The organism is Mesorhizobium sp. M1307 (assembly GCF_040318155.1).
Taxonomy (GTDB): Bacteria; Pseudomonadota; Alphaproteobacteria; order Rhizobiales; family Rhizobiaceae; genus Mesorhizobium.
This window is the reverse complement of sequence record NZ_JAMYLR010000002.1, coordinates 49,057-69,645: the sequence shown is the minus strand read 5'-3', so window position 1 is coordinate 69,645 and position 20,589 is coordinate 49,057. Positions and strand designations below refer to the sequence as shown.

The following is a 20,589-nucleotide window of genomic DNA, read 5'->3' as shown; positions in this document are numbered from 1 at the left end:
ACCAAGTGGTCAGAGCCGTGCCATGGCCGCTTGCCAATTTGGTATGCTGGTATAATGTGTACCTAAGGTAGCATGCTCCGCGTAGCTGCGCTGTGCTGGACATCCGGGCGCCCGAGATATCGTCCATGGCATCGTCATTTGAGCGGCGGCTCCCCTGCGTTTTCTAATCCGCCAACCGGCGGCAATGTGCATACAAGTCAATGGGATGACGATCGGCAGGGCCGTCGTTGGAATTCAGGAGTAACGGACACATGACAACGATTGCGCTGTTTGGTGCGGGCGGCAAAATGGGTTACCGTCTGTCGACCAATTTTCGCGGATCTCCCTATACGATACGCCATGTCGAGGTCAGCGACGCCGGCCGCGAGCGGCTTAAGTCGGGCCTCGGCATCGATGCCGTCAGCGCCGATGAGGCGCTTGATGGCGCCGATGTGGTGATCCTGGCGGTGCCGGACACGCACATCGGCAAGGTCGCGGCGAGTATCGAGAGCAAGCTTGCATCAGGCACCATGGTCGTCGTGCTCGACGCCGCGGCACCTTTCGCCGGGCATTTGCCGAAGCGGCCGGACCTGACCTATTTCGTCACCCACCCGTGCCATCCGCCGATCTTCAACGACGAGACCGACATGGCGGCCAAGAAGGATTATTTCGGCGGCGTCAAGGCCAAGCAGCATATGGTCAGCGCCTTGATGCAGGGACCGGAGGAGGATTTCGCCAAGGGTGAGGCGATCGCAAAAATCATCTGGGCGCCGGTCATGCGCTCGCATCGCGTCACGGTCGATCAGATGGCCCTGCTCGAGCCCGGCCTTTCTGAAACGGTATGCGCCTCGCTGCTCGTCGTCATGAAAGAGGCGGTCGACGAGGTGGTGGCGCGCGGGGTCGACAAGCAGGCGGCGCTCGACTTCCTGCTTGGTCATATGAACGTGCTTGGCGCCGTCATCTTCGGCGAGACCAAAGGCGTGTTCTCCGACGCCTGCAACAAGGCGATAGAGTTCGGCAAGCCGGTGCTGATGCGCGACGACTGGAAGCGGGTGTTCGAGCCGGAGGAGATTGCCGCGAGCATTCAGCGCATCACTTGAGGGCAGCGACGCGTTCTCCGGAACATGTCACCTGAAATTGTCATTGACTCATTATACCAGTTGGCTTAGCTGTTCGATGGATCGGACCGTCAAGCTTCGCAGCAGGATCAGGCGCTGGATGAGTGGAGGATAGGGGGAGCGATCCGTCGAGGTGAAGCCGGCCAAGGGCTTGTGAATCTGACGCGACCCGCCGCCTACGGCCGGCTAACGAAATCGAATGCATATAGCCTTGGGACAAGGCACGGATTTTCAACGGGAGGAATACATGAAACTGACACGCAGAATGACGCTTGCGGCTTTTGCCGGCATGCTGGCGCTTGGCACCGCCGCACCCGCCTATGCGGCGGATTTGATCGCCATCATCACGCCCTCGCATGACAATCCGTTCTTCAAGGCGGAAGCTGTCGGCGCGGAGGCCAAGGCCAAGGAACTCGGTTACGAGGCGTTGGTGCTCGTCCATGACGACGACGCCAACAAGCAGTCCGAATTGATCGACACGGCGATCGGCCGCGGCGCCAAGGCGATCATCCTCGACAATGCCGGCGCCGACGCCACCGTCGCCGCGGTGCAGAAGGCCAAGGACGCGGGCGTTCCTTCCTTCCTGATCGATCGCGAGATCAATGCCACCGGCGTTGCCGTCGCGCAGATCGTCTCCAACAATTATCAGGGCGCCCAGCTCGGCGCACAGGAATTCGTCAAGCTGATGGGCGAGAAGGGTAATTTCGTCGAGCTCGTCGGCAAGGAATCCGACACCAATGCCGGCATCCGCTCCAAGGGTTACCACGACGTCATCGACGACTATCCGGACCTGAAGATGGTGGCGCAGCAGTCGGCCAATTGGAGCCAGACCGAGGCCTATTCAAAGATGGAATCGATCCTCCAGGCCAATCCCGATATCAAGGGCGTGATCTCCGGCAACGACACAATGGCGATGGGCGCTTACGCGGCACTTGCCGCTGCCGGCCGCAAAGACGTCATCGTCGTCGGCTTCGACGGGTCGAACGACGTGCGCGACTCGATCACCTCCGGCGGCATCAAGGCGACAGTCCTGCAGCCGGCCTTCGCGCAGGCGCAGATGGCGGTCGAGCAGGCCAACGACTTCATCAAAAACAAGAAGTCTCCCGCCGAAGAAAAGCAGCTGATGGACTGCGTCCTGGTCAATGGCGACAATGCCGCCAAGCTGGAGACATTCGCGCTCACCAACTGAGCCGGTGTAACATCAGCAGCAAGGGACGAGCCTCCGGTTCGTCCCTTGCTTCCATTTCGCCCTTTCTTCCATTTCTTTGGGTGCTCCTGACTGCCATGCCGAACGAGCCGACATGTTCAACAAGCTGACCCGGCCGATCCTTGTCGCGTCGTTCCTTGCAGCTATAGTCAGCCTGACCGCCTGCAAGATCCTGCCGACGCCGTCAGCGGAAAACGGCGGCACTGGCTCCGCATTCAATCCCGACAAGATGGTCGAGGACATCTGGGCGGCGAAAGTCATACCCTATCTGCAGCAGAAGGCCGGGCCGTTTGCCGAGGTTCACACCTTGGCCAAGACCGATCCCGCCGCTGCCGGCGCCAAATACGGCAACCCGAAGAAGCAGGCGAATTCGCCATGGACCTTCGCGGTTCGGCTCGAGGGCAAGGTCGTTGCAGCCAATACACAGTCACGCGCGGCGACGATGGACATCGATGCTGACGGCGACGGCAAGGCGGACGCGCGGGTGCAGATCGGACCCGCCATGCGCGGAACCGCGCTGCGCGACAGCCTCGACTTCATCCAGTTCAACGATTTCACCAACCAGATCGACTTCGCCCAGTTCGGCAAGGCTTTCAACGCCTATGCCGACAAGACCGTGCTTTCCAAGCTGCCGCGCGAGGCACTCGAGGGCCGCAGCGTCGAGGTACTTGGCGCCTATACGCCGGGCAGTGGCCAGGACCTGCCGCTGGTGACGCCGGCGGAGGCAAAGATCGGGCCGAAGCCATGACCGGCGATCAAGATGTCATCCTGAAGCTGGAGGACGTCTCGAAAGTCTATTCCGGCACCGTCGCGGTCAAGCGGGCGAATTTCGAGGTGCGCAAAGGCGCGGTCAACGTGCTGGTCGGCGAAAACGGAGCCGGCAAATCGACGCTGATGAAGATCATCGCCGGCGTCGAGCAACCGACGCTCGGGCGCATCCTTCTGGACGGCGAGGAGGTTTCATTCTCGTCTTCCGGTGATGCCGTGAGCCGCGGCATCGGCATGGTTTTCCAGGAGCTGAATCTGTTCGGCAATCTGACTGTCGCCGAAAATATTTTCGCCACCCGCGAGATCACCAACCGCTTCCGCAAGATCGACCGCAAGGAGCAGGAGCGCCGCGCGGCGGAGTTCCTTGAACGCCTGGAAGCCGGCATCCGGCCCGACATGCTGGTCGAGGATCTGCGCATCGGCCAGCAGCAGCTGGTCGAGATCGCCAAGGCGGTTTCGCTCGATGCGCGCATCCTGATCATGGATGAACCGACCTCGGCGCTCAGCGCGGCGGAAGTCGAGATACTGTTCAAGGTGATTGCCGACCTCAAGGCACGCGGCGTGGCAGTCGTCTACATCTCGCACCGGCTCGAGGAGCTGATCCGCATCGGCGACACCATCACGGTGCTGCGCGACGGCCGCATCACCGGCCAGGCGGAGATGAAAGACGTCGACACCCAGTGGATCGTGCGGCAGATGATCGGCTCGGACGCCAAGGACTTCGCCAAGGCCGACGGCCATGTGCCGGGCGAGGAAATATTCCGCGCCGAGGACATCTGCCTGCCGCGCGTCACCGGCGGGCTTGCGGTCGATCACGTCTCGCTGTCGCTGCGCGCCGGCGAAATTCTCGGCATCTATGGCCTGATGGGCGCCGGACGCAGCGAGCTGTTCGACTGCATCATGGGCCGCCACGGCCATTCGACGGGCACGATATTCATTGCCGGCAAAAAAGTGCACGAGCGCGACACGACGCGGCGCATCCGGCGCGGCCTGGCGCTGATTCCCGAAGACCGCCAGCGCGAAGGGCTGGTGTCGATCCTCTCCGTCGCCAGCAATCTGACGCTGGCCAGCCTGTCGCGGTTCGTGCGCCTGTTCCACATTCGTGGTGCCGCCGAACGACAGGCGGTGACCCAGACGGTGCGCGAACTGGCCATCAAGGTCGCCGATCCGGCGCAGGAAGTCTCGTCGCTGTCAGGCGGCAACCAGCAGAAGGTGGTGATCGGCAAGGCGCTGCTCACCGGCCCGAAGGTGCTGTTGATGGACGAGCCCAGCCGCGGCATCGACGTCGGCGCCAAGGCCGACGTGTTCCGCACCATGCGCAAGCTGTCACGCGACGGCCTGGGGATTCTGTTTGCCACCTCCGATCTCGACGAAGTGATGGCGTTGTCCGACCGTATCGCAGTGATGAGCAATGGAAAATTGACCGGCATGTTCGATCGCGCCGAGGCGACGGAGGCCGCGCTCGTCGCTGCCTCGGCCTTCGGCCACGGACCGGTCCCGCACGGAGAGCAAGGCGCATGACTGACATCCCAGCCAAGGCGGCGGTCAACTCCATGTCGGGCGGCTCGGTCCTGCTGACGCTGATGAAGGCGAGGACGTTCATCGCGCTGATCGCCGTGCTGTTATTCTTCTCGATAGCCGCCCCCAATTTCCTATCGGCCGCCAATCTTATCCTGATGTCGAAGCACGTGGCGCTGAACGCATTCCTCGCAATGGGCATGACCTTCGTCATCATCACCGGCGGCATCGACCTGTCGGTCGGCTCAATCGTCGGCCTGTGCGGCATGGTGGCCGGCTACCTCGTGCTCAACGGCATCGACCTGCAGGTCGGCTACACCATCTATTTCAACGTCTTCGAGATCGCGCTGATCACGCTTGCCGTCGGCATATTGATCGGCGCCGTCAACGGCTTGCTGATCACCAGGCTTAACGTTGCGCCTTTCATTGCCACGCTCGGCGTGCTCTATGTCGCACGCGGCCTGGCGCTGCTGTCGTCGGATGGCCGTACTTTCCCCAATCTCGTCGGCAAGCCGGAGCTCGGCACCACCGGATTCGGCTTTCTCGGCGCCGGCCGGTTGCTCGGCCTGCCGGTCGCGCTCTGGATTCTGCTCGTCGTTGCGCTAGGGGCGGCCTATCTCGCCAAATACACTCCGCTCGGCCGCCACATCTTCGCGGTCGGCGGCAACGAACGGGCGGCGCGGATTTCGGGCGTCCGCGTCAATATGGTGAAGATGTTCGTCTACATGTTCTCCGGCTTCTGCGCGGCGATCGTCGGGCTGATCATCTCGTCCGAGCTGATGGCCTCGCATCCGGCGACCGGCGAGAGCTTCGAGCTGAACGCCATTGCCGCGGCGGTGCTCGGCGGCACCTCGATGTCGGGCGGTCGCGGTACCATCGGCGGCACCATTGTCGGTGCCTTCGTCATAGGCATCCTTTCGGACGGGCTGGTGATGATGGGGGTGAGCTCGTTCTGGCAGATGGTGATCAAGGGCCTGGTCATCATCGTCGCCGTCGTCGTCGACCAAGCACAGCGCCGGCTGCAGAGCCGGGTGACGCTGATGCAGATGGCAAAGGCCGGCTGAAATGGCGGAGTTGCGGGGAGCGCTGATCGGCTGCGGCTTCTTTGCCCTCAACCAGATGCATGCCTGGCGCGACATAGAGGGCGCCTCGATCGCCGCCATCTGCGACCGTGATCCGGACCGGCTGCGGATCGTCGGCGACCAGTTCGGGGTCGCGCGGCGCTATACCGACGCCGCAGCGCTGTTTGCCGGCGAAAGGCTGGATTTCGTCGACATCGCCACTACCGCACCAAGCCACAGAATGCTGGTGGAGATGGCGGCGCAGCACGGCGTTCCTGCAATCTGCCAAAAACCGTTTGCGCCGACGCTTGCCGACGCCAAGGCGATGGTAAAGGCCTGTGCTGACGCTGGCGTGCCGCTGATGGTGCATGAGAATTTTCGCTGGCAGTCGCCGATCCAGGCGGTGCGTACCGTGCTCGACAGCGGCGAAATCGGCACCCCCTTTTTCGGACGGATCTCGTTCCGCTCTGCCTATGACGTGTTTTCCGGCCAGCCCTATCTGGCGACCGGAAAGCGCTTCATTATCGAGGATCTCGGCATCCATATCCTCGACATCGCCCGCTTTCTGCTGGGCGACGTCTCGACGGTCACTGCGCGAACGGCGCGCATCAATCCCGGCATTGCCGGCGAGGATGTTGCGACGATGCTGATGGACCACGCGAGCGGCGCCACTTCCATGGTCGACTGCAGCTACGCGAGCAAGCTCGCGACAGAGCCGTTCCCCGAGACGCTGATCGAAATCGACGGCAGCGACGGCACGATCCGGCTGGCGCAGGGCTACCGGCTCACCGTCACCGGAAGAAGCGGGACAGTCGTCAGCGATGTCTCGCCACCGCTGCTGGCCTGGGCATCGCGGCCGTGGCACAACATCCAGGAAAGCGTCGTCGCCATTCAAAAGCACTGGGTCGATTGCCTGACCAACGGAACCGAGCCCGCGACCTCGGGCGCGGACAACCTCAAGACATTAGCGCTGGTCGAGGCAGCCTACGCCGGCGCCGCAAGCCGGGAGCCGGTGCAACTCGACGCCTTGCTGAAATGACAGCCGACGCCTTCCTCCTCTACGGCACACGTGCCGTTGAAGCCGAACCGGTCAGGCTGCGCGCCGGCGCGCTGACGGCGGACTTCGTCAATGGCAATCTGCGCACCATCCGGCACGGCGACACCGAAGTTCTGCGTGCCATCGCCTACATCGTCAGGGATCGCGACTGGGGCACCTACGAGCCGACGCTCACCGATTTAATCATCGACCAGGGCGATGACGCTTTCTTCGTCAGCTATTCGGCAAGTTGCCAAGCACCGGACGGCAGCCGGCTCGACTTCCGTGCGACCATCAAGGGCTCGGCCGATGGCCAGCTGATCTTCGACGTGAGCGCTCTTCCCGACAACGATTTCGAGACCAATCGCTGCGGCTTCTGCATCCTGCATCCGATTGCCGGCCTGGCCGGCAGCCCGGTCACGGTCGAGCATACCGATGGCAGCGTGGTCGCGATGCGGCTTCCAGAGCTGATCGATGCCTGGCAGCCTTTCAAGGATCTGCGGGCGATCACCCATGAGGTCCGGCCGGGCGTCACCGCCGAATGCCGTATGCAAGGCGATACTTTCGAGATGGAGGACCAGCGCAACTGGTCGGATGCCTCCTACAAGACCTATGTTCGGCCGCTGGCGCTGCCGCGGCCCTATGTGCTGCCCGCCGGCAAGACCTTCCGTCAGACCATCAGCTTGCGGATAGAGGGTCGCGGGAAAGTGCCGGCGGCTGCGGCAACCGTCGAACCAATTCGCGTCACGCTCGGCAAGGCCGGACCGGGGCTGCCGGATATCGGCGTGATCGTCTATCCGGATGAGGTCGAGGCGGCGCTGGGCAAGCTACCGATGCTGTGCGAGCTTGGTCCGCAGCAATTGATGTTCCACTACGACCCGACGCGCGGCCATGGGCTCGACGCCTTGCGATCCTACGCCCGGCTGGCCGCCGCCTATCCGGTCCGGACAACGCTCGAATGTGTCATTGCCGGCGACGGCGATCTCGACGCCGAGCTTTCAGGCGTCGCCGACAGGGTGCGCCAGGCCGGGCTCAAGCTTTCGGCGATTGCCGTCTCGCCCTCGGTCGACCGGCAGTCGACGCCGCCGGGCAGCGCATGGCCGCAATGCCCGCCGCTCGAAGACGTCTACGCCGCGACGCGGCGCGCCTTTCCCGACAGCCGCCTCGGCGGCGGCATGTTCAGCTATTTCACCGAACTCAATCGCAAGCGTGTGCCGGCCGACCCGCTCGATTTCGTCACGCATTGCACCTGCCCGATCGTGCACGCCGCCGACGATCTCAGCGTCATGCAATCGCTGGAGGCATTGCCTTTCATCACGGCGTCAGTACGAACGATCTTCGGAACAATACCTTATCGGATCGGGCCGTCGACCATTGCCATGCGCCAGAACCCTTATGGCGGCGCGACCAAGGCCAATCCCGACAATCAGCGCATTGCCATGGCCGACCGCGACCCTCGCCATGCCGGGCTGTTCGGGGCCGCATGGACGATCGGCTATGCCGCGCGCGTTGCGCCGGCCGGGCTCGAAATGCTGACGCTCTGCAGCTTCACCGGACCATTCGGCGTGCTGGCCTCGTCGGGCGAACCTGTCAAAGAAGGTACACCCCGGCCGATTTTCCACGCAGTGAAAGGACTTTGCGATCTGGCCGGCCATGCGCATGTGGCGGCGACAACGACCGATGAGACGCGGGTGCTGGCACTGGCCGGCCGCTCCCGGACAGGCAGGATCATCGTCTGGCTGGCGAACCTTACCCCGGCCGACCTTCCAGTCGATGTTTCCGGGCTCGGTTCCGATCAGGATTTTCTGAATATCTGGGATGGACGAACGTCACGCCAGATTCAGCGCGACGCGTCGGGCCGAGACCGTCTTGTGATGACGCCCTACGCAATCGTCCGGATTGGCTGAAGTCACGCCGGGGTTCATGAATCGCCGCAGTTCCGCAGCGGTTGCCCGTAGCCGCAGTACTTCCGCTGCCGACTTGTCACCGGACTTGCTTTCGAAACTCGCCTGGTGCCATTCCAGTTGTCTTGGAAAAAAGACGGCTGAACGAAGCGACGTCCTGATATCCCACCCGATAGCAAATTTCTGAGACGCTCAGTTTCGTTTCCTCAAGCATGGACCTTGCCAACTCCAGCCGCCTTTCCTGGATCCATTTTCCCGGCGTTGTCTGGAGCTCGTCGAAAAACCTGCGAGACAGGGTTCGCGAAGACATCGCCAATTCGGTTGCAAGAAATTTCAAATCGATTTCTGACATCTTGTCTTTCGAGAGCTCGCGCAGCTTTTTCTCGAATGGGCTGGCGTCGTTCGAAATTTTGTCGAGAGGAAATTCGTAGGGACTCTGGAATTTGCGCGGCGGAGGAAGAACCAAAAGTTTTCGAATGATCCGCTCTTCCTTCTCGAAGCCCAGATCGATCAGCAAAGCCCTGGCGAGTTCGAGTCCGGAAAACCCGCCTCCACATGTGTAAAGGCGGTCCTGGCGAATGAGCAGGCGGGAAGCGTCCCATCGCACTTGCGGAAACCGGCGGCTTGCCTCGGCTTTCAGCCACCAGGATATCGTTGCGCGTTTACCGTCCAATAATCCCGAATTGGCGAGCAGATAACACGCGCCGCAATGTGCTGCGATGATTGCGTCCTGCTGTTGCGCGAGCGCGATCAGCGGTTTTGAATGTTCACACTCCTCGTCGAGCGAGCGCAGAAGCTCCGGAATCTCGACACCCGGCATCGCAATGAGAATCAGGACATCCATTTTCCGGGATGGTTGAGCCTTCGTCGGGAAGGAAATTCCTGTGCTTGATGTCGACGGCGCGCCCCTTGAAACGAACTCACAGGAGAGAACCTGTGACCGGCAGACGTCATTCACAAGCTGAAACATTTCCACGAGCGTCGAGACGACGGCCGAATAGAAATTCGACGGCAGCCAGATCACGACGTGGAGGCTCCTGTCAGCCATTGCGGTTCTCCCGGTGTCGTTCTCGCCGAGCGGCAAATCTAGCATAGTCTTTGCAAGAATTGCCAATTCAAGAAGAAGCCAGGCGCCTCCAAGACGGGCCTATGCGGGCCTGCTGACGAAAGCGGGCGGCGGAAATCCACGGCTGGGAAGATGCAAATGCTGAAATCGCTGAATGAAAACAACGCGGCACATACACCGGATTCAGACGGCAACATAAAACTGCGTCGGTCCGGGCTCAGGCTGATCTGTGGTCAGCCAGTAGGCCGAGAACAAGGTTCGACCGCGACGCCGGTCGGGACCTGCACTTGATTTTCAGTTGCCGGAATTCATCACGTAGAGCGCGCGCGAGCGTTCGAGGTGCTTGATCATCGCCTTCTCGGCGCCATCCGCATCCTTGGCTTCGATGTGTCCGACGATCTCTTCGTGCTCGGTCAGCGTGAACTTTTCCTTGCCGGTCCAGATCAGCATTTCGGTGTGGTATTCCTTTAGCCAGCCTAGCATTGCCTCGCTGACGGCGACATAGATCGGGTTACCGGATATTGCCGCGATCTGTGTGTGGAATTTCATGTCGGCGGATATGAAGGCTTCCGAATTGCCACGATGGCTGCGCTGCTCGGCGACCGTTTCCCGCAGCCGCTGCACGTCCTCGGCGGTTGCCTTCTCCGCGGCTTCCCTGACCATGCCGCGCTCGAAGAAGATGCGCGCGTTCTTGAGGTGCTCGAGCGTGTCCTTCGATGACGACAGGATGATCTTGGCTGCGCCGTCGACCTGCTTGATGATCGACTTGGCGGTGAGCTGCAGCACCTTGGCACGCTCACCATGCGAGATCGCGACCAGCCCCATATTGCTCAACGCCTGCATCGCCTCGCGGATCGCCGGCCTGCCGACCTCGAAACGCTCCATCAATTCGCGCTCCGACGGCATGTCGTCACCCGGCAGCAATTCGCCGCTGGTGATCAGGCGCTTCAGTCTCAAGAATACTTCGTCGGAAAGCTTGCGCCGGACGATCGGCTCCGAACGGTTCATCGTCGCGAATCACTCCTTTAACCGGCCTATGCATTTCCGCCGTGAATTCCGGAACGCCAGTTGCGGGCTCGCCCTTACCGCCAAGCCGGATAGGGCTTGCAATGCTTATGTACTCATTATACCAGATTTCGAGGGCCAAGGAACCTTTTTCGAAACCTCCCCGGCAGGCCGCGCGAATATGATTGTTCTTACCTATCGCATCGAAACGCCCGGCAATATCGAGGCGCTGGCGGCCAAGATTGCAAGCGACCAGTCGACCGGAACCTTCGTCGCGCTGGCCGGCGAGACCGAAGAGCTCAAGGCCAGGGTCGCAGCGCGAGTCCTGGCGATACGGCATCTGCCGGACGCGGACCGGCCGTCCCTTCCCGAAACCGGTTCCGGAGCAAGCCCCGAAGCACGCAACGGCCCGGTCAAGCGCGCCGACATCGATATCGCCTTTCCGCTGGACGCCATCGGCACCGACCTGTCGGCGCTGATGACCATCGCCATCGGCGGCACCTTTTCGATCAAGGGCCTGTCCGGCATCCGTGTCGTCGACATGAAGCTACCCGAGGAGTACCGGGGCGCGCATCCGGGCCCGCAATTCGGCGTCACGGGCAGCCGCAGGCTGACCGGTGTCGCGGATCGTCCGATCATCGGGACCATCGTCAAGCCGGCGCTGGGACTCCGCCCGTACGAGACGGCCGCAATGGTGCAAGAGCTGATTGCCGCCGGCGTCGACTTCATCAAGGACGACGAGAAGCTGATGAGCCCGGCCTATTCACCGCTGTCGGAGCGGGTGAGGGCAATCATGCCGCTGATCCTCGACCACGAGCAGAAGACCGGCAAGAAGGTCATGTATGCCTTCGGCATTTCACATGCCGATCCCGACGAGATGATGCGAAACCACGATCTGGTGGCAAAGGCCGGCGGCAATTGCGCGGTGGTCAGCATCAATTCGATCGGCTTTGGTGGCATGGCTTACCTCCGAAAGCGCTCCAGCCTGGTGCTCCATGCCCACCGCAATGGCTGGGACATTCTCACCCGCCATCCCGGCCTCGGCATGGATTTCAAGGTCTGGCAGCAGTTCTGGCGGTTGCTCGGCGTCGACCAGTTCCAGATCAACGGCATCGCCTCGAAATACTGGGAACCCGACTGGTCCTTCGTCGAATCCTTCAAGGCGGTGACCACGCCGATCTTTTCGCCGGCCGATTGCGCATTGCCGGTCGCCGGCTCCGGCCAGTGGGGCGGGCAGGCGCCTGAAACCTTCCAGCGAACCGGCCGGACGGTCGATCTTCTCTATCTCTGCGGCGGTGGCATCGTCAGCCACCCGGACGGGCCGGGCGCCGGCGTGCGCGCCGTGCAGCAGGCCTGGCAGGCGGCGGTCCAAGACATTCCGTTGGCAGATTATGCCTTGAGCCATGTCGAGCTGGCGCGGTCGATCGAGAAGTTCGGCGGCGGCGAGGCGGCCTGACGCCATGCAAAACCGGCTTCTGAGTTACTATGGCGACGACCTGACCGGCTCGACCGACGTTATGGAGGCGCTCGAGCTCGGCGGCGTGCCGACCGTCCTGTTCATGCGCCAGCCGGACGAGGCGCTGCTTTCGCAATTTGCGCATTGCCGCGCCCTCGGGCTGGCCGGCACCAGCCGCAGCGAGACGCCGCAGTGGATGGACACGCATCTGCGAGATGCCTTCGCCTGGCTGAAGACCGTCAACGCCGAGATCTGCCACTACAAGGTCTGCTCGACCTTCGATTCCAGCCCGGCAATCGGCAGCATCGGCCGGGCGATCGAAATCGGCCGCTCGGTTTTCCGGCAAGACGGCGTGCCGCTGGTGGTCGGCGCGCCGCAGCTGAAGCGCTACACCGCCTTCGGTCATCTGTTCGCGGCCTATCGCGAAAAATATTTCCGCATCGACCGCCATCCCGTGATGAGCCGCCATCCGACCACGCCGATGGACGAATCAGACCTGCTGATCCATCTGTCGCGCCAGACCAGCCTCGCCTCGGGCCTGGTCGACCTGGCGACGCTGCAGTCCGCGTCGCGGTCGAAAGCATTCGACCGGCTTGTGGAGAATGGCTCAGGTATCGTGCTTGTCGATGTCGATAGCCTGGAAACCCAGGCAATTGCCGGCAAGGAGATTTGGCGCGCTCGCAAGCCGGGCGGTTATTTCGTCGTCGGCTCTTCAGGCATCGAATATGCCTTGCTGGTCGAATGGGCATCGAACCGGATCGTGGATACCAAATCCGCCTTTTCGCCGCCGGGCGCTGCCGACAGGATTGCCGTGGTCTCGGGGAGCTGCTCGCCGACGACGGAACGACAGATCCGTCATGCTCTGGCCGACGGCTTCGACGGGATCGAGCTCGACCCGGTCGAACTGGTTTCTGAGGCTTCGAACGACGCGATTGCGCGCGCGGTGGCAACCGGCCGCTCCAGCCTACGGGCCGGGCGCAGCGTCATCCTCTACACCGCGCTCGGACCTGCGGCCGACCGCGGTGCAGAAATCGATCTCCGGGAAGGCGCCCGCCATAAGCTCGGCCGCGGCCTTGGCGAGGTTCTCCGCGAACTGACGCTTCAAGAGAAGCTACTGCGCGTGGTCATCGCCGGCGGCGACACGTCGAGCCATGCACTTGGCCAGATGGGCGTCGACGCGCTGACTGTGCGAATGCCGCTGCCGGCATCGCCGGGCTCGCCACTTTGTGTGGCGCATTCAAGCATTAAGGCGATCGATGGGCTGGAAATTGCCCTCAAGGGCGGGCAGGTCGGAACCGACCGCTATTTCTCCACTATTCGCGATGGGGTCGGCGGTTGAGAGCGGGGAATGTCAGGTCAAATCGGTGATGCTCGATCGGGATCGAGGATAGTCAATAGCCGGCAAACCAGAAATCTCAGGCGTTCAGATCAGCGGCAATGCCACTCATCCCGCTATCTGCCCATTGTCCTGCCTGGATGATACTGACGGGCGTAGGCGACACAGGCGTCTACCGTGCTGACACAGAGCGCATCGCGGTTGTTCGGCAGGTTGTTGTCGCCGGCGTAGGCAACCTCGGCAACATGACCGTCAACCATTCGAATTTGCGTGTTGCAATAGCCGCCGGGGGCGACGTTGACGGAACCTCCCAGCGCCGGGACCGGGCCAATGGCCACGGTCGGAACGACAATGTTGAGATTGCCGCGTTGAACGACGCGCTGATAGGTCCAGATCTGGCCGGATTTGCCGACATCGGCAGTGGCGGTCGGAAAGCCGGCGCACATTCGAACGTCCGCCTCGCTAAGGCCGACCATCTCCCTGCGGGCTGCCGCCGCCGTGGCGTCTTCCTTCGCAGTGCTCGACGTGTCGTCGGGCATGACGCAGGAAGACAGGATGGCGGCGCTTGCCGATAGAAGGAGAAAGGCAAGCTTTCGGGTGTGGAAAGATGTCATACCAACTTCGGATTGCACGGGAGCCCCGAATGCCAACCTAGGAAGTGGGCCAATCGAGTCAACCGGCAGAAAATTCACGAAGTCGTTTGGTCCGCCAATCCGCCGCACGCATCTGCTGGAAGAGGTTGAGGCTGCTGCCGTGACCCTCGCGCCCTATCTTCCGCCTGGGCATCGGATTTCCAAATCCGACCCCTCTTCTTGTCAGATGTACTGGCGCACGGTGCTGTGACTTTGGTTCGGCCGACGGTGTGCTAGTTTCCAGCCAATTGCTCCGGAGACGTCATGCCTATCAAGCTGCAAGAAATCGCCCTCGCTCTTCTGCTGTTGGTTGCCGGAGTTGGGGTGGGTCACGCGGAGACGGCCCAGCGGCCGCCGCCCACAGGCGGGGTTCTCTCGCTCCTGCCACCGCCGCAGACTTCCGATCATTCGATCGTCATAGCCGGACGCACGCTCGATTACGAGGCCAAGGCCGGCACGCTGTCATTGCCGTCCGGCAAAGGCGATATCACCGCCGAGATTTTCTACGTCGCCTATGCACTGCATTCCGGGAAAGAAACGGGACCGGATCCGCGGCGCCCGATCACCTTCGTGTTCAATGGCGGTCCGGGAGCAGCTTCCGCTTATCTTCATCTCGGCGCGCTCGGTCCGCGGGTCCTGGCGACGGCGGCCGATGGAAGTTTCCTGCCGCCGCCGCAGAGGCTGTTCGACAACGCCGACACTTGGCTCGACATGACCGACCTGGTCTTTGTGGACCCTGTTGGAACCGGTTACAGCCGTGAAGCGCCCGGCACAGAAGCACACAGCTTCTGGGGCGTCAGCCAGGACGTCGCGTCGATAGGCGCGTTTATCCGGCTCTATCTGGCGCAGACGAACCGTACGGCATCGCCTGTCTTCCTGGCTGGCGAAAGCTATGGCGGCTTTCGAGCAGCATTGCTCGCCAGGAAGCTTCAGGAAGACATCGGCATCAGCCCGAGTGGCGTCGTGCTGATTTCGCCGGCGCTCGAATTCACGCTGGTGCGCCCAGACGAGTTCCAGCCGCTCCACTGGGCGCTGGAACTGCCGTCGCTGGCGGCAGTGCGCCTACACAGCGAAGGCGTTTCCGGCCCGGCCCTGCAGGAGCGGCTGGCAGAAGTCGAACGCTATGCGCTCGGCGATTATCTGGCCGCGCTGGCAGGTGGGCTGGAGCAGGGTGGACGCCTGGCGAGCCAGCGTGTCGCCGCAATCACCGGTCTGCCGCTCGATCTCGTCCAGCGGCACTTTGCACGCATTCCCATAGGGCTGTTCGCCAAGGAGTTTGCACGGGCAAAGGGCAATGTTCTCAGCGCCTATGACGGCAACATCGCGACAGCGGACGTGGCGCCAGAGAGCCTGGGAGTCGAGGGTCCCGATCCGGTGCTCGACCGAAGCGTGCCGGCGCTCACCTCCGCTTTCGTCGGCTATGTGCGTGATGAATTGAACTTCCGCACGGATATCAGCTATCGGCTTCTCAACCGTGAAGTCAGCGGCAATTGGGACTATGGGACGAGCGCGACGCGTCAGGGCTATGCGGGTGTCATGGACGACCTTCAACAGGCGCGCGTGCTAAACCCCAGCCTCGGCGTGCTGATCGTCAACGGCTACAGCGACCTGGTGACGCCGTACATGGGCTCGCGCTACCTGCTTGGTCAAATTCCTTCGCTTGCCGGCGCAAAGCCCATTCGCACCGAGGTGCTGGAGGGCGGGCACATGATGTATCTGAGGCCGGATGGACGGGCGGCACTGAAGCAGGCCGCGTCCGAGCTTTACCGAACGACGCAATGAGACGGTTTGCCCAAAAAAGCGCCGGATACGCTGTTCGCCCTCTCATCAGGCCCTAGTTCCATCGCGATTGATCGGTTACACACCTAGGATGGCGTCTTTCAGCGACGTTCGACAACGGATTAGCCGGCTCTCCAGAATCGCGCCACTGGTGCGGCGTGCTGCCGAGCGGGCCATTCGGAACACCAAGCCACACAGGCTGACAAGCCTTGTTGACCGTTGGAATGCGCTGTCGCTGGCAACGCAGTTCCTGCTCGCGGGCGGCCTATTTTCCCTGTCAGCCATGGTGGTGGTGGGGATTTCCGTCACGAACCATATAGAAACCGTGGTCACGCAGAATTCGGCATCCGCAACGGCTCTTTACGTGGACAGCGTTATCGCGCCGCTGCTTCCGGATATGCGCAAGAGCGAAGTGCTCGACGAGAGCGTCGCCCATGCGCTCGATGAAACGCTGGGACAAGGGGCACTCGGCACAAGGCTCGAATCCTTCAAGCTCTGGCGTCGCGACGGAACCATCCTGTATTCGACCGACAAGACATTGATCGGCAAGCGCTTCGAACCCAGCGACAATCTCCGGGCGGCATTCGCAGGCCAAATGGTCTCGGAGTTCGACAAGCTCGACGATCCGGACAGCGAGGCCGAAAGAGCCAGCGGCTTGCATCTCCTCGAGATCTACAATCCGGTGCTGCAGCCATGGTCGGGGGAAGTGGTGGCCGTTTCGGAATTCTACGAGGTCGCCACTGATTTTGAAAGAAACCTGCATCAGGCGCTCATTCGAACCTGGCTGGACGTTGCCGTCGTCACAGCGGCCTTCTTTCTCGGGCTGTCGGCAATCGTGTTCCGTGGCAGCCGCATGATCAGTTCGCAGAGCCGCTCGTTGAAGCAGCGCATTGCCGAGCTTTCCGATCTGCTTGCGCAAAACAGACTGTTGAGGCTGCGGGTGCAGCGTGCCTCGCAGCGTGCCACCGCACTTAACGAACGCTATCTCAGGCGCATCGGTGCGGACTTGCACGATGGCCCCGCGCAATTGGTTGCTCTCGCGGCGCTGGGGATCGACAGCCCCGTCATTGCCGATCCCGCTACGCCGCAATCGAAGCGTGCACAGGAATTGCTGGCCATCAAAGCACATCTGGACGATGCCATGCGCGAGATCAGGAGCATCAGCAAGGGCCTTGTCCTGCCGCATATCGAGCATGCCGAACTGGGTGAAATTCTCCAGCTAGCCGTACGGGCGCACGAAGAACGAACCGGCGTCAAAGTGAGATTATCGATGACCGGCGGCCATGCGCCGTTGTCGCCGGCGGCCAAGATCTGCATCTTCCGCTTCGTCCAGGAGGCGCTGAACAATGGATTCCGTCATGCCGGAGGTGAAGGTCAGTCGGTCGAGAAACATTTCGACGGCGAGCGCGTTTGTATCGAAGTGGCCGACGCCGGCGCTGGCTTTGACCCGCAAATCGTGCGTCCCGAGAGGCTGGGACTCATTGGGCTGCGCGAGCGGGTGGAAAGCCTCGGGGGCCAGTTTACCGTGACTTCCTCACAGAGTGGCACAGTCGTAAGAATGGCCCTCAACATCGTTGAAATGGGGCAGACATGACAGTAGCCATCAAGCTCGCCATCGTCGACGACCACCCGCTGTTCAGGGAAGGCGTTGTGCGCACGCTCGATCAGATCGGCGGGTTCGAGATCGTCGGTGAAGGAAGCAGCAGAGACGATGCCCTGCGGATAATCGAAGACCAGCGGCCCGACATTCTGCTGATGGACATCTCGGTTCCTGGAGGTGGCCTTGGCGTGATCGGACCGGCCCTTGAGCGGCATCCGGCACTGAAAATTGTGATGCTGACCGTTTCGGAAGAAAACCAGCACGTGATGACCGCGTTGCAGAGCGGGGCAAGGGGCTATGTTCTGAAGGGGGTCGGGTCGAGGACGTTGGCTGCGATCCTGCGCACGGTAGCGTCGGGCGAACGATATGTCTGTCCACAATTGTCGGCGCGCCTGTTGGCCGATCTCTCGGCTCAATCAAAAGAGCCGGCGAAAGCTGACGGACTTGCCGACCTCACCAGCCGCGAAAGGGAGATCCTGACGCTGGTTGCCGCGGGACTGAGCAACAAGCGGATCGGGCTTCGGCTGAACCTGCATGAAAAGACGATAAAGCACCACATGACGCGAATCCTGGCCAAGCTCAACGTCAGCAACAGGACCGAAGCCGCCATGACCTTGCGCGATGCGACTGAGCGCCGGCATCCGCCTGTTCGCGATCATGCTTGAGCCGAAATTGCCGCACAGCGCGGCCATGTGAACTGGCCCTCAGTTGATCATTCCAAGCAACCTGTCCCGATCGGAACGCGTCGCCAGGCGCCGAATGATGGTGCGGCCCTCGGCATCCCGCATTTCATATTGGTCGCTGTCGATGCGCTCGCTGAGGCCGTTCGAATGCACCACGCCAATGCTCGGGCCGCTCACCTCGACCCGGTCTCCTGTGGATGCGTTGACAAAGAGTTTTGGCTTGCTATCGGGGTTTACCGCAGGGGCGGGATCAGGGAGATTGTCGTCCTGCGACTTTGCTTTGCCCTTGCCGGCACCAGCGTTCGAGTTCGAATTGCCGGAGTTTCCACCCGAATTGCCCGAATTGCCGTTCCCATTCCCGTTCCCGTTCCCGCCATTGCCGTTGCCGTTCCCGCCATCTTTGGCCCAGGCAGCCTGCGGGCCGAGCGGCTGCGATGATCCATCGAACACGACGCGATAGGGGCTTACGACGAGAATGAAGGTCAAGACGACTACAGAAATGCCGACACGACGTCCTCGTGAAGATCCGGTCCTTCGTTTCCGGGTCGTCATCAATGAACTTGCCAGTCGCATGTCGGAACTCCCCTTAATCATACGGCTCTGTCGTACTGCCTCCTGTTCGAATTCGTGTGATGCTTAAAACAATGGTTTGCGTCCGGAACGTCAAGGCCCACCAGTCCCACGATGGTAACTGGTGGGTCTCGCTAGCGCAGGAAGGGACTATTTACTGCGCAAGTCTTTTGCCTTCCCGTGGTTGCGTCTCTCCGCGATAGCGCCGAGTTCCCACTGTCAGCCAACAATAAATCCAATGGCCGCGATCCCGAAACACAGGCCAAATAACGGAAAAAGCAGCCAACGCGCCTGGTGAATGCTCGGGTCCATGGCGGCCTCCTGTAACAGTCGGCATCGCAACGGGGCTCCTCGGAACTCAGTTCCTGAAACTCTCGCATTTCGGGCTTTTGCGATAGCAGCCTCGGACCAAAGTTTGGCTGTGCGGGTCCTTGGTCGATAGGCCTACAGACTGAAGTCCCTATGCCAGGAGCCACCCTGCATTCGGCGACCTTTGTGTCCAACTGGCAGCTGCGATCCACCGCCCCCTTCGAATGCTTTGCGTTTCTGGCTCTATGGCAGCAACGCCGTTGGTCTACTGCCGCATCGTTGAAACGCCACCAATACAGACCCATATGCGAATTGCGTCGGATGTCTCCTCCCATTGCGTCCGGCGCGTTCCCCTCTGGAGGTTATAGACCTTCACACTTGGCCGGGCTTAACAGTCCGGCCTTTTCTTTTGGCATTTTGCGCAATCCGCCTGACGGCCCTAATTTGCGAGACACCGGTAAAATCGATTTGCAAATGCATTCATGTGCTCATAACCTGTCACCATGAGCACGATTTCCAAAGTTGCTACGCGAGCGGGCGTGTCGCGCACGACCGTGTCGCATGTCATCAACCATGCGGACCGGGTATCGAAATCGCTGCGTGAACGCGTACAAGCGGCGATCGACGAACTCGGCTACACGCCGAACCCGCAGGCGCAAAGCCTGCGCACCGGCCGCACCAACATCATCGCGATGCTGATCCCGGACATCCGCAACCCGTTCTATCCGGAGCTGGTGAAAACGGCGCAGTCGACGCTCGAAGTGGTCGGCCTCGACATGCTGATCTTCAACACCGACGTGCCGGGCGGACATTCACAGGATCACGGCCGCGAGTATTTGCGCCAGATAGGGCGCAAGCGGGTCGACGGCGTCATCGTTGCCGACTTCGCGCTGCACGGCATGCACAGCGAACTGCTCAGCCTCGATCTGCCCGCCGTCTTCATCGGCCATCTGCCGAACCATGCTGTCGACAGCGTCCAGCTGGACGATTTCGGCGGCGGCTATCTGATGGGCGAGTATCTGGCGAAGAGGGGCCATCGCCGCGTCGCCCATGTCACCGGGCCAGCCTTTTTCAAGGAGGCGATGGCGCGTGCCGCCGGCTTCGAAAAAGGGCTCGCCGACAATGGCGTGCCAATCTCCGCCGATCTGCGGTTCGAGGGAAGCTATCTTGCCCCGTCCGGGCGGGAAGCGGTCACCTGGCTCAGGGAGAAGCACGGCGGAAACCTGCCGTCGGCGATGTTCTTCGCCAATTATCTGATGGCCTCCGGTGCGCTGACCGAATTCTACGACCATGGGATCAATATCCCTCAGGATATCGCCATCGCAGTCTTCGATGACCTGCCTCAACTGGAATATGTCAGGCCGAAGCTGACCCGTGTCGGCAACAGTCCGACAATGCTTGCCAAGCGCGCCACGCAAATGCTGCTCGAACGGCTGGGTGGCAAAGTCGAGGGCGCGCCGCGCACCGAAGTGATCCCATGCGTGTTGAGCCCATTCGACAGCGCGTGACGCCAGATGCCGGCAAAGGGAACGGAGGTCCCTTCGCCAACGTTCGACCGAACA

Annotated in this window: 17 protein-coding genes; 13 read left to right on the top strand and 4 right to left on the bottom strand. The window is 61.7% G+C overall.

The window, feature by feature from the left end; genetic code table 11:
• Positions 1-251: 251 nt before the first annotated feature.
• From NKH16_RS04420 to apnL, 7 genes are all read left to right on the top strand, one after another.
• Complete coding sequence (locus NKH16_RS04420; RefSeq protein WP_352568083.1) at positions 252-1,079, top strand: phosphogluconate dehydrogenase C-terminal domain-containing protein; 828 nt, start codon at positions 252-254, stop codon at positions 1,077-1,079.
• A gap of 265 nt (positions 1,080-1,344) precedes the next feature.
• Positions 1,345-2,286 carry a D-ribose ABC transporter substrate-binding protein gene (locus NKH16_RS04415; RefSeq protein ID WP_023675475.1) on the top strand — a complete coding sequence of 314 codons (942 nt, stop codon included), beginning with the start codon at positions 1,345-1,347 and terminating at the stop codon, positions 2,284-2,286.
• A 112-nt stretch (positions 2,287-2,398) separates the two neighbouring features.
• On the top strand, positions 2,399-3,052 hold the full coding sequence (locus NKH16_RS04410; protein WP_352448153.1) for a DUF2291 family protein: 654 nt from the start codon (positions 2,399-2,401) through the stop codon (positions 3,050-3,052).
• The gene (locus NKH16_RS04405; RefSeq protein WP_352741977.1) at positions 3,049-4,593 is read left to right on the top strand and encodes a sugar ABC transporter ATP-binding protein; all 1,545 of its coding nucleotides are present in this window, start codon (positions 3,049-3,051) and stop codon (positions 4,591-4,593) included. The genes NKH16_RS04410 and NKH16_RS04405 overlap by 4 nt, the downstream gene beginning before the upstream one ends.
• Positions 4,590-5,654: an ABC transporter permease gene (locus NKH16_RS04400; protein ID WP_023675478.1), complete on the top strand. Its 1,065-nt coding sequence runs from the start codon at positions 4,590-4,592 to the stop codon at positions 5,652-5,654. The genes NKH16_RS04405 and NKH16_RS04400 overlap by 4 nt, the downstream gene beginning before the upstream one ends.
• Before the next feature lies 1 nt (position 5,655).
• A complete protein-coding gene (locus tag NKH16_RS04395) occupies positions 5,656-6,690 on the top strand; it encodes a Gfo/Idh/MocA family protein (RefSeq protein WP_352741975.1) in 1,035 nt (344 codons plus the stop codon).
• Positions 6,687-8,594, top strand: a complete 1,908-nt coding sequence (apnL, locus tag NKH16_RS04390) for a D-apionate lactonase (RefSeq protein ID WP_352741974.1) — start codon at positions 6,687-6,689, stop codon at positions 8,592-8,594. Before NKH16_RS04395 ends, apnL begins: the two co-directional genes overlap by 4 nt.
• Positions 8,595-8,670: 76 nt before the next feature.
• Here apnL and NKH16_RS04385 read toward each other — a convergent pair whose 3' ends face one another.
• Positions 8,671-9,639, bottom strand: coding sequence for a GlxA family transcriptional regulator (locus tag NKH16_RS04385; protein ID WP_352821184.1), 969 nt, complete (start codon positions 9,637-9,639; stop codon positions 8,671-8,673).
• Between the two features lie 312 nt (positions 9,640-9,951).
• The gene (locus NKH16_RS04380) at positions 9,952-10,665 is read right to left on the bottom strand and encodes a transcriptional regulator NanR (RefSeq protein WP_352741971.1); all 714 of its coding nucleotides are present in this window, start codon (positions 10,663-10,665) and stop codon (positions 9,952-9,954) included.
• 178 nt (positions 10,666-10,843) lie between these two features.
• Here NKH16_RS04380 and oiaX point away from each other — a divergent pair, with 178 nt between their 5' ends.
• Positions 10,844-12,118: a 3-oxo-isoapionate-4-phosphate decarboxylase OiaX gene (gene oiaX / locus NKH16_RS04375; protein WP_352741969.1), complete on the top strand. Its 1,275-nt coding sequence runs from the start codon at positions 10,844-10,846 to the stop codon at positions 12,116-12,118.
• Between the two features lie 4 nt (positions 12,119-12,122).
• The gene (locus NKH16_RS04370; protein WP_352741967.1) at positions 12,123-13,457 is read left to right on the top strand and encodes a four-carbon acid sugar kinase family protein; all 1,335 of its coding nucleotides are present in this window, start codon (positions 12,123-12,125) and stop codon (positions 13,455-13,457) included.
• Between the two features lie 113 nt (positions 13,458-13,570).
• Here the strand turns inward: NKH16_RS04370 and NKH16_RS04365 are convergent, their stop codons facing one another.
• On the bottom strand, positions 13,571-14,068 hold the full coding sequence (locus tag NKH16_RS04365; RefSeq protein ID WP_352741965.1) for a hypothetical protein: 498 nt from the start codon (positions 14,066-14,068) through the stop codon (positions 13,571-13,573).
• Between the two features lie 282 nt (positions 14,069-14,350).
• Here NKH16_RS04365 and NKH16_RS04360 point away from each other — a divergent pair, with 282 nt between their 5' ends.
• From NKH16_RS04360 to NKH16_RS04350, 3 genes are all read left to right on the top strand, one after another.
• On the top strand, positions 14,351-15,868 hold the full coding sequence (locus tag NKH16_RS04360; RefSeq protein WP_352741963.1) for a S10 family peptidase: 1,518 nt from the start codon (positions 14,351-14,353) through the stop codon (positions 15,866-15,868).
• A gap of 148 nt (positions 15,869-16,016) precedes the next feature.
• Complete coding sequence (locus NKH16_RS04355) at positions 16,017-17,459, top strand: sensor histidine kinase (protein WP_352821187.1); 1,443 nt, start codon at positions 16,017-16,019, stop codon at positions 17,457-17,459.
• Positions 17,456-18,130, top strand: coding sequence for a LuxR C-terminal-related transcriptional regulator (locus NKH16_RS04350; protein WP_352448141.1), 675 nt, complete (start codon positions 17,456-17,458; stop codon positions 18,128-18,130). Before NKH16_RS04355 ends, NKH16_RS04350 begins: the two co-directional genes overlap by 4 nt.
• A 39-nt stretch (positions 18,131-18,169) precedes the next feature.
• On the opposite strand, the gene NKH16_RS04345 is transcribed toward NKH16_RS04350, so the two are convergent.
• Positions 18,170-18,634, bottom strand: a complete 465-nt coding sequence (locus tag NKH16_RS04345) for a hypothetical protein (protein WP_352448140.1) — start codon at positions 18,632-18,634, stop codon at positions 18,170-18,172.
• Between the two features lie 896 nt (positions 18,635-19,530).
• On the opposite strand from NKH16_RS04345, the gene NKH16_RS04340 reads away from it, so the two are divergent.
• Entirely contained in the window at positions 19,531-20,535 is a 1,005-nt protein-coding gene (locus NKH16_RS04340; RefSeq protein WP_352690525.1) for a LacI family DNA-binding transcriptional regulator, read from the top strand.
• The last annotated feature ends 54 nt before the right edge of the window (positions 20,536-20,589 follow it).

Excerpts from the sequence above, each read along its gene's own strand:
- NKH16_RS04420 (WP_352568083.1), top strand. The coding sequence starts at position 252 with ATGACAACGATTGCGCTGTTTGGTGCGGGCGGCAAAATGGGTTACCGT.
- NKH16_RS04415 (WP_023675475.1), top strand. The coding sequence starts at position 1,345 with ATGAAACTGACACGCAGAATGACGCTTGCGGCTTTTGCCGGCATGCTG.
- NKH16_RS04410 (WP_352448153.1), top strand. The coding sequence starts at position 2,399 with ATGTTCAACAAGCTGACCCGGCCGATCCTTGTCGCGTCGTTCCTTGCA.
- NKH16_RS04405 (WP_352741977.1), top strand. The coding sequence starts at position 3,049 with ATGACCGGCGATCAAGATGTCATCCTGAAGCTGGAGGACGTCTCGAAA.
- NKH16_RS04400 (WP_023675478.1), top strand. The coding sequence starts at position 4,590 with ATGACTGACATCCCAGCCAAGGCGGCGGTCAACTCCATGTCGGGCGGC.
- NKH16_RS04395 (WP_352741975.1), top strand. The coding sequence starts at position 5,656 with ATGGCGGAGTTGCGGGGAGCGCTGATCGGCTGCGGCTTCTTTGCCCTC.
- apnL (WP_352741974.1), top strand. The coding sequence starts at position 6,687 with ATGACAGCCGACGCCTTCCTCCTCTACGGCACACGTGCCGTTGAAGCC.
- NKH16_RS04385 (WP_352821184.1), bottom strand. The coding sequence starts at position 9,639 with ATGGCTGACAGGAGCCTCCACGTCGTGATCTGGCTGCCGTCGAATTTC.
- NKH16_RS04380 (WP_352741971.1), bottom strand. The coding sequence starts at position 10,665 with ATGAACCGTTCGGAGCCGATCGTCCGGCGCAAGCTTTCCGACGAAGTA.
- oiaX (WP_352741969.1), top strand. The coding sequence starts at position 10,844 with ATGATTGTTCTTACCTATCGCATCGAAACGCCCGGCAATATCGAGGCG.
- NKH16_RS04370 (WP_352741967.1), top strand. The coding sequence starts at position 12,123 with ATGCAAAACCGGCTTCTGAGTTACTATGGCGACGACCTGACCGGCTCG.
- NKH16_RS04365 (WP_352741965.1), bottom strand. The coding sequence starts at position 14,068 with ATGACATCTTTCCACACCCGAAAGCTTGCCTTTCTCCTTCTATCGGCA.
- NKH16_RS04360 (WP_352741963.1), top strand. The coding sequence starts at position 14,351 with ATGCCTATCAAGCTGCAAGAAATCGCCCTCGCTCTTCTGCTGTTGGTT.
- NKH16_RS04350 (WP_352448141.1), top strand. The coding sequence starts at position 17,456 with ATGACAGTAGCCATCAAGCTCGCCATCGTCGACGACCACCCGCTGTTC.
- NKH16_RS04340 (WP_352690525.1), top strand. The coding sequence starts at position 19,531 with ATGAGCACGATTTCCAAAGTTGCTACGCGAGCGGGCGTGTCGCGCACG.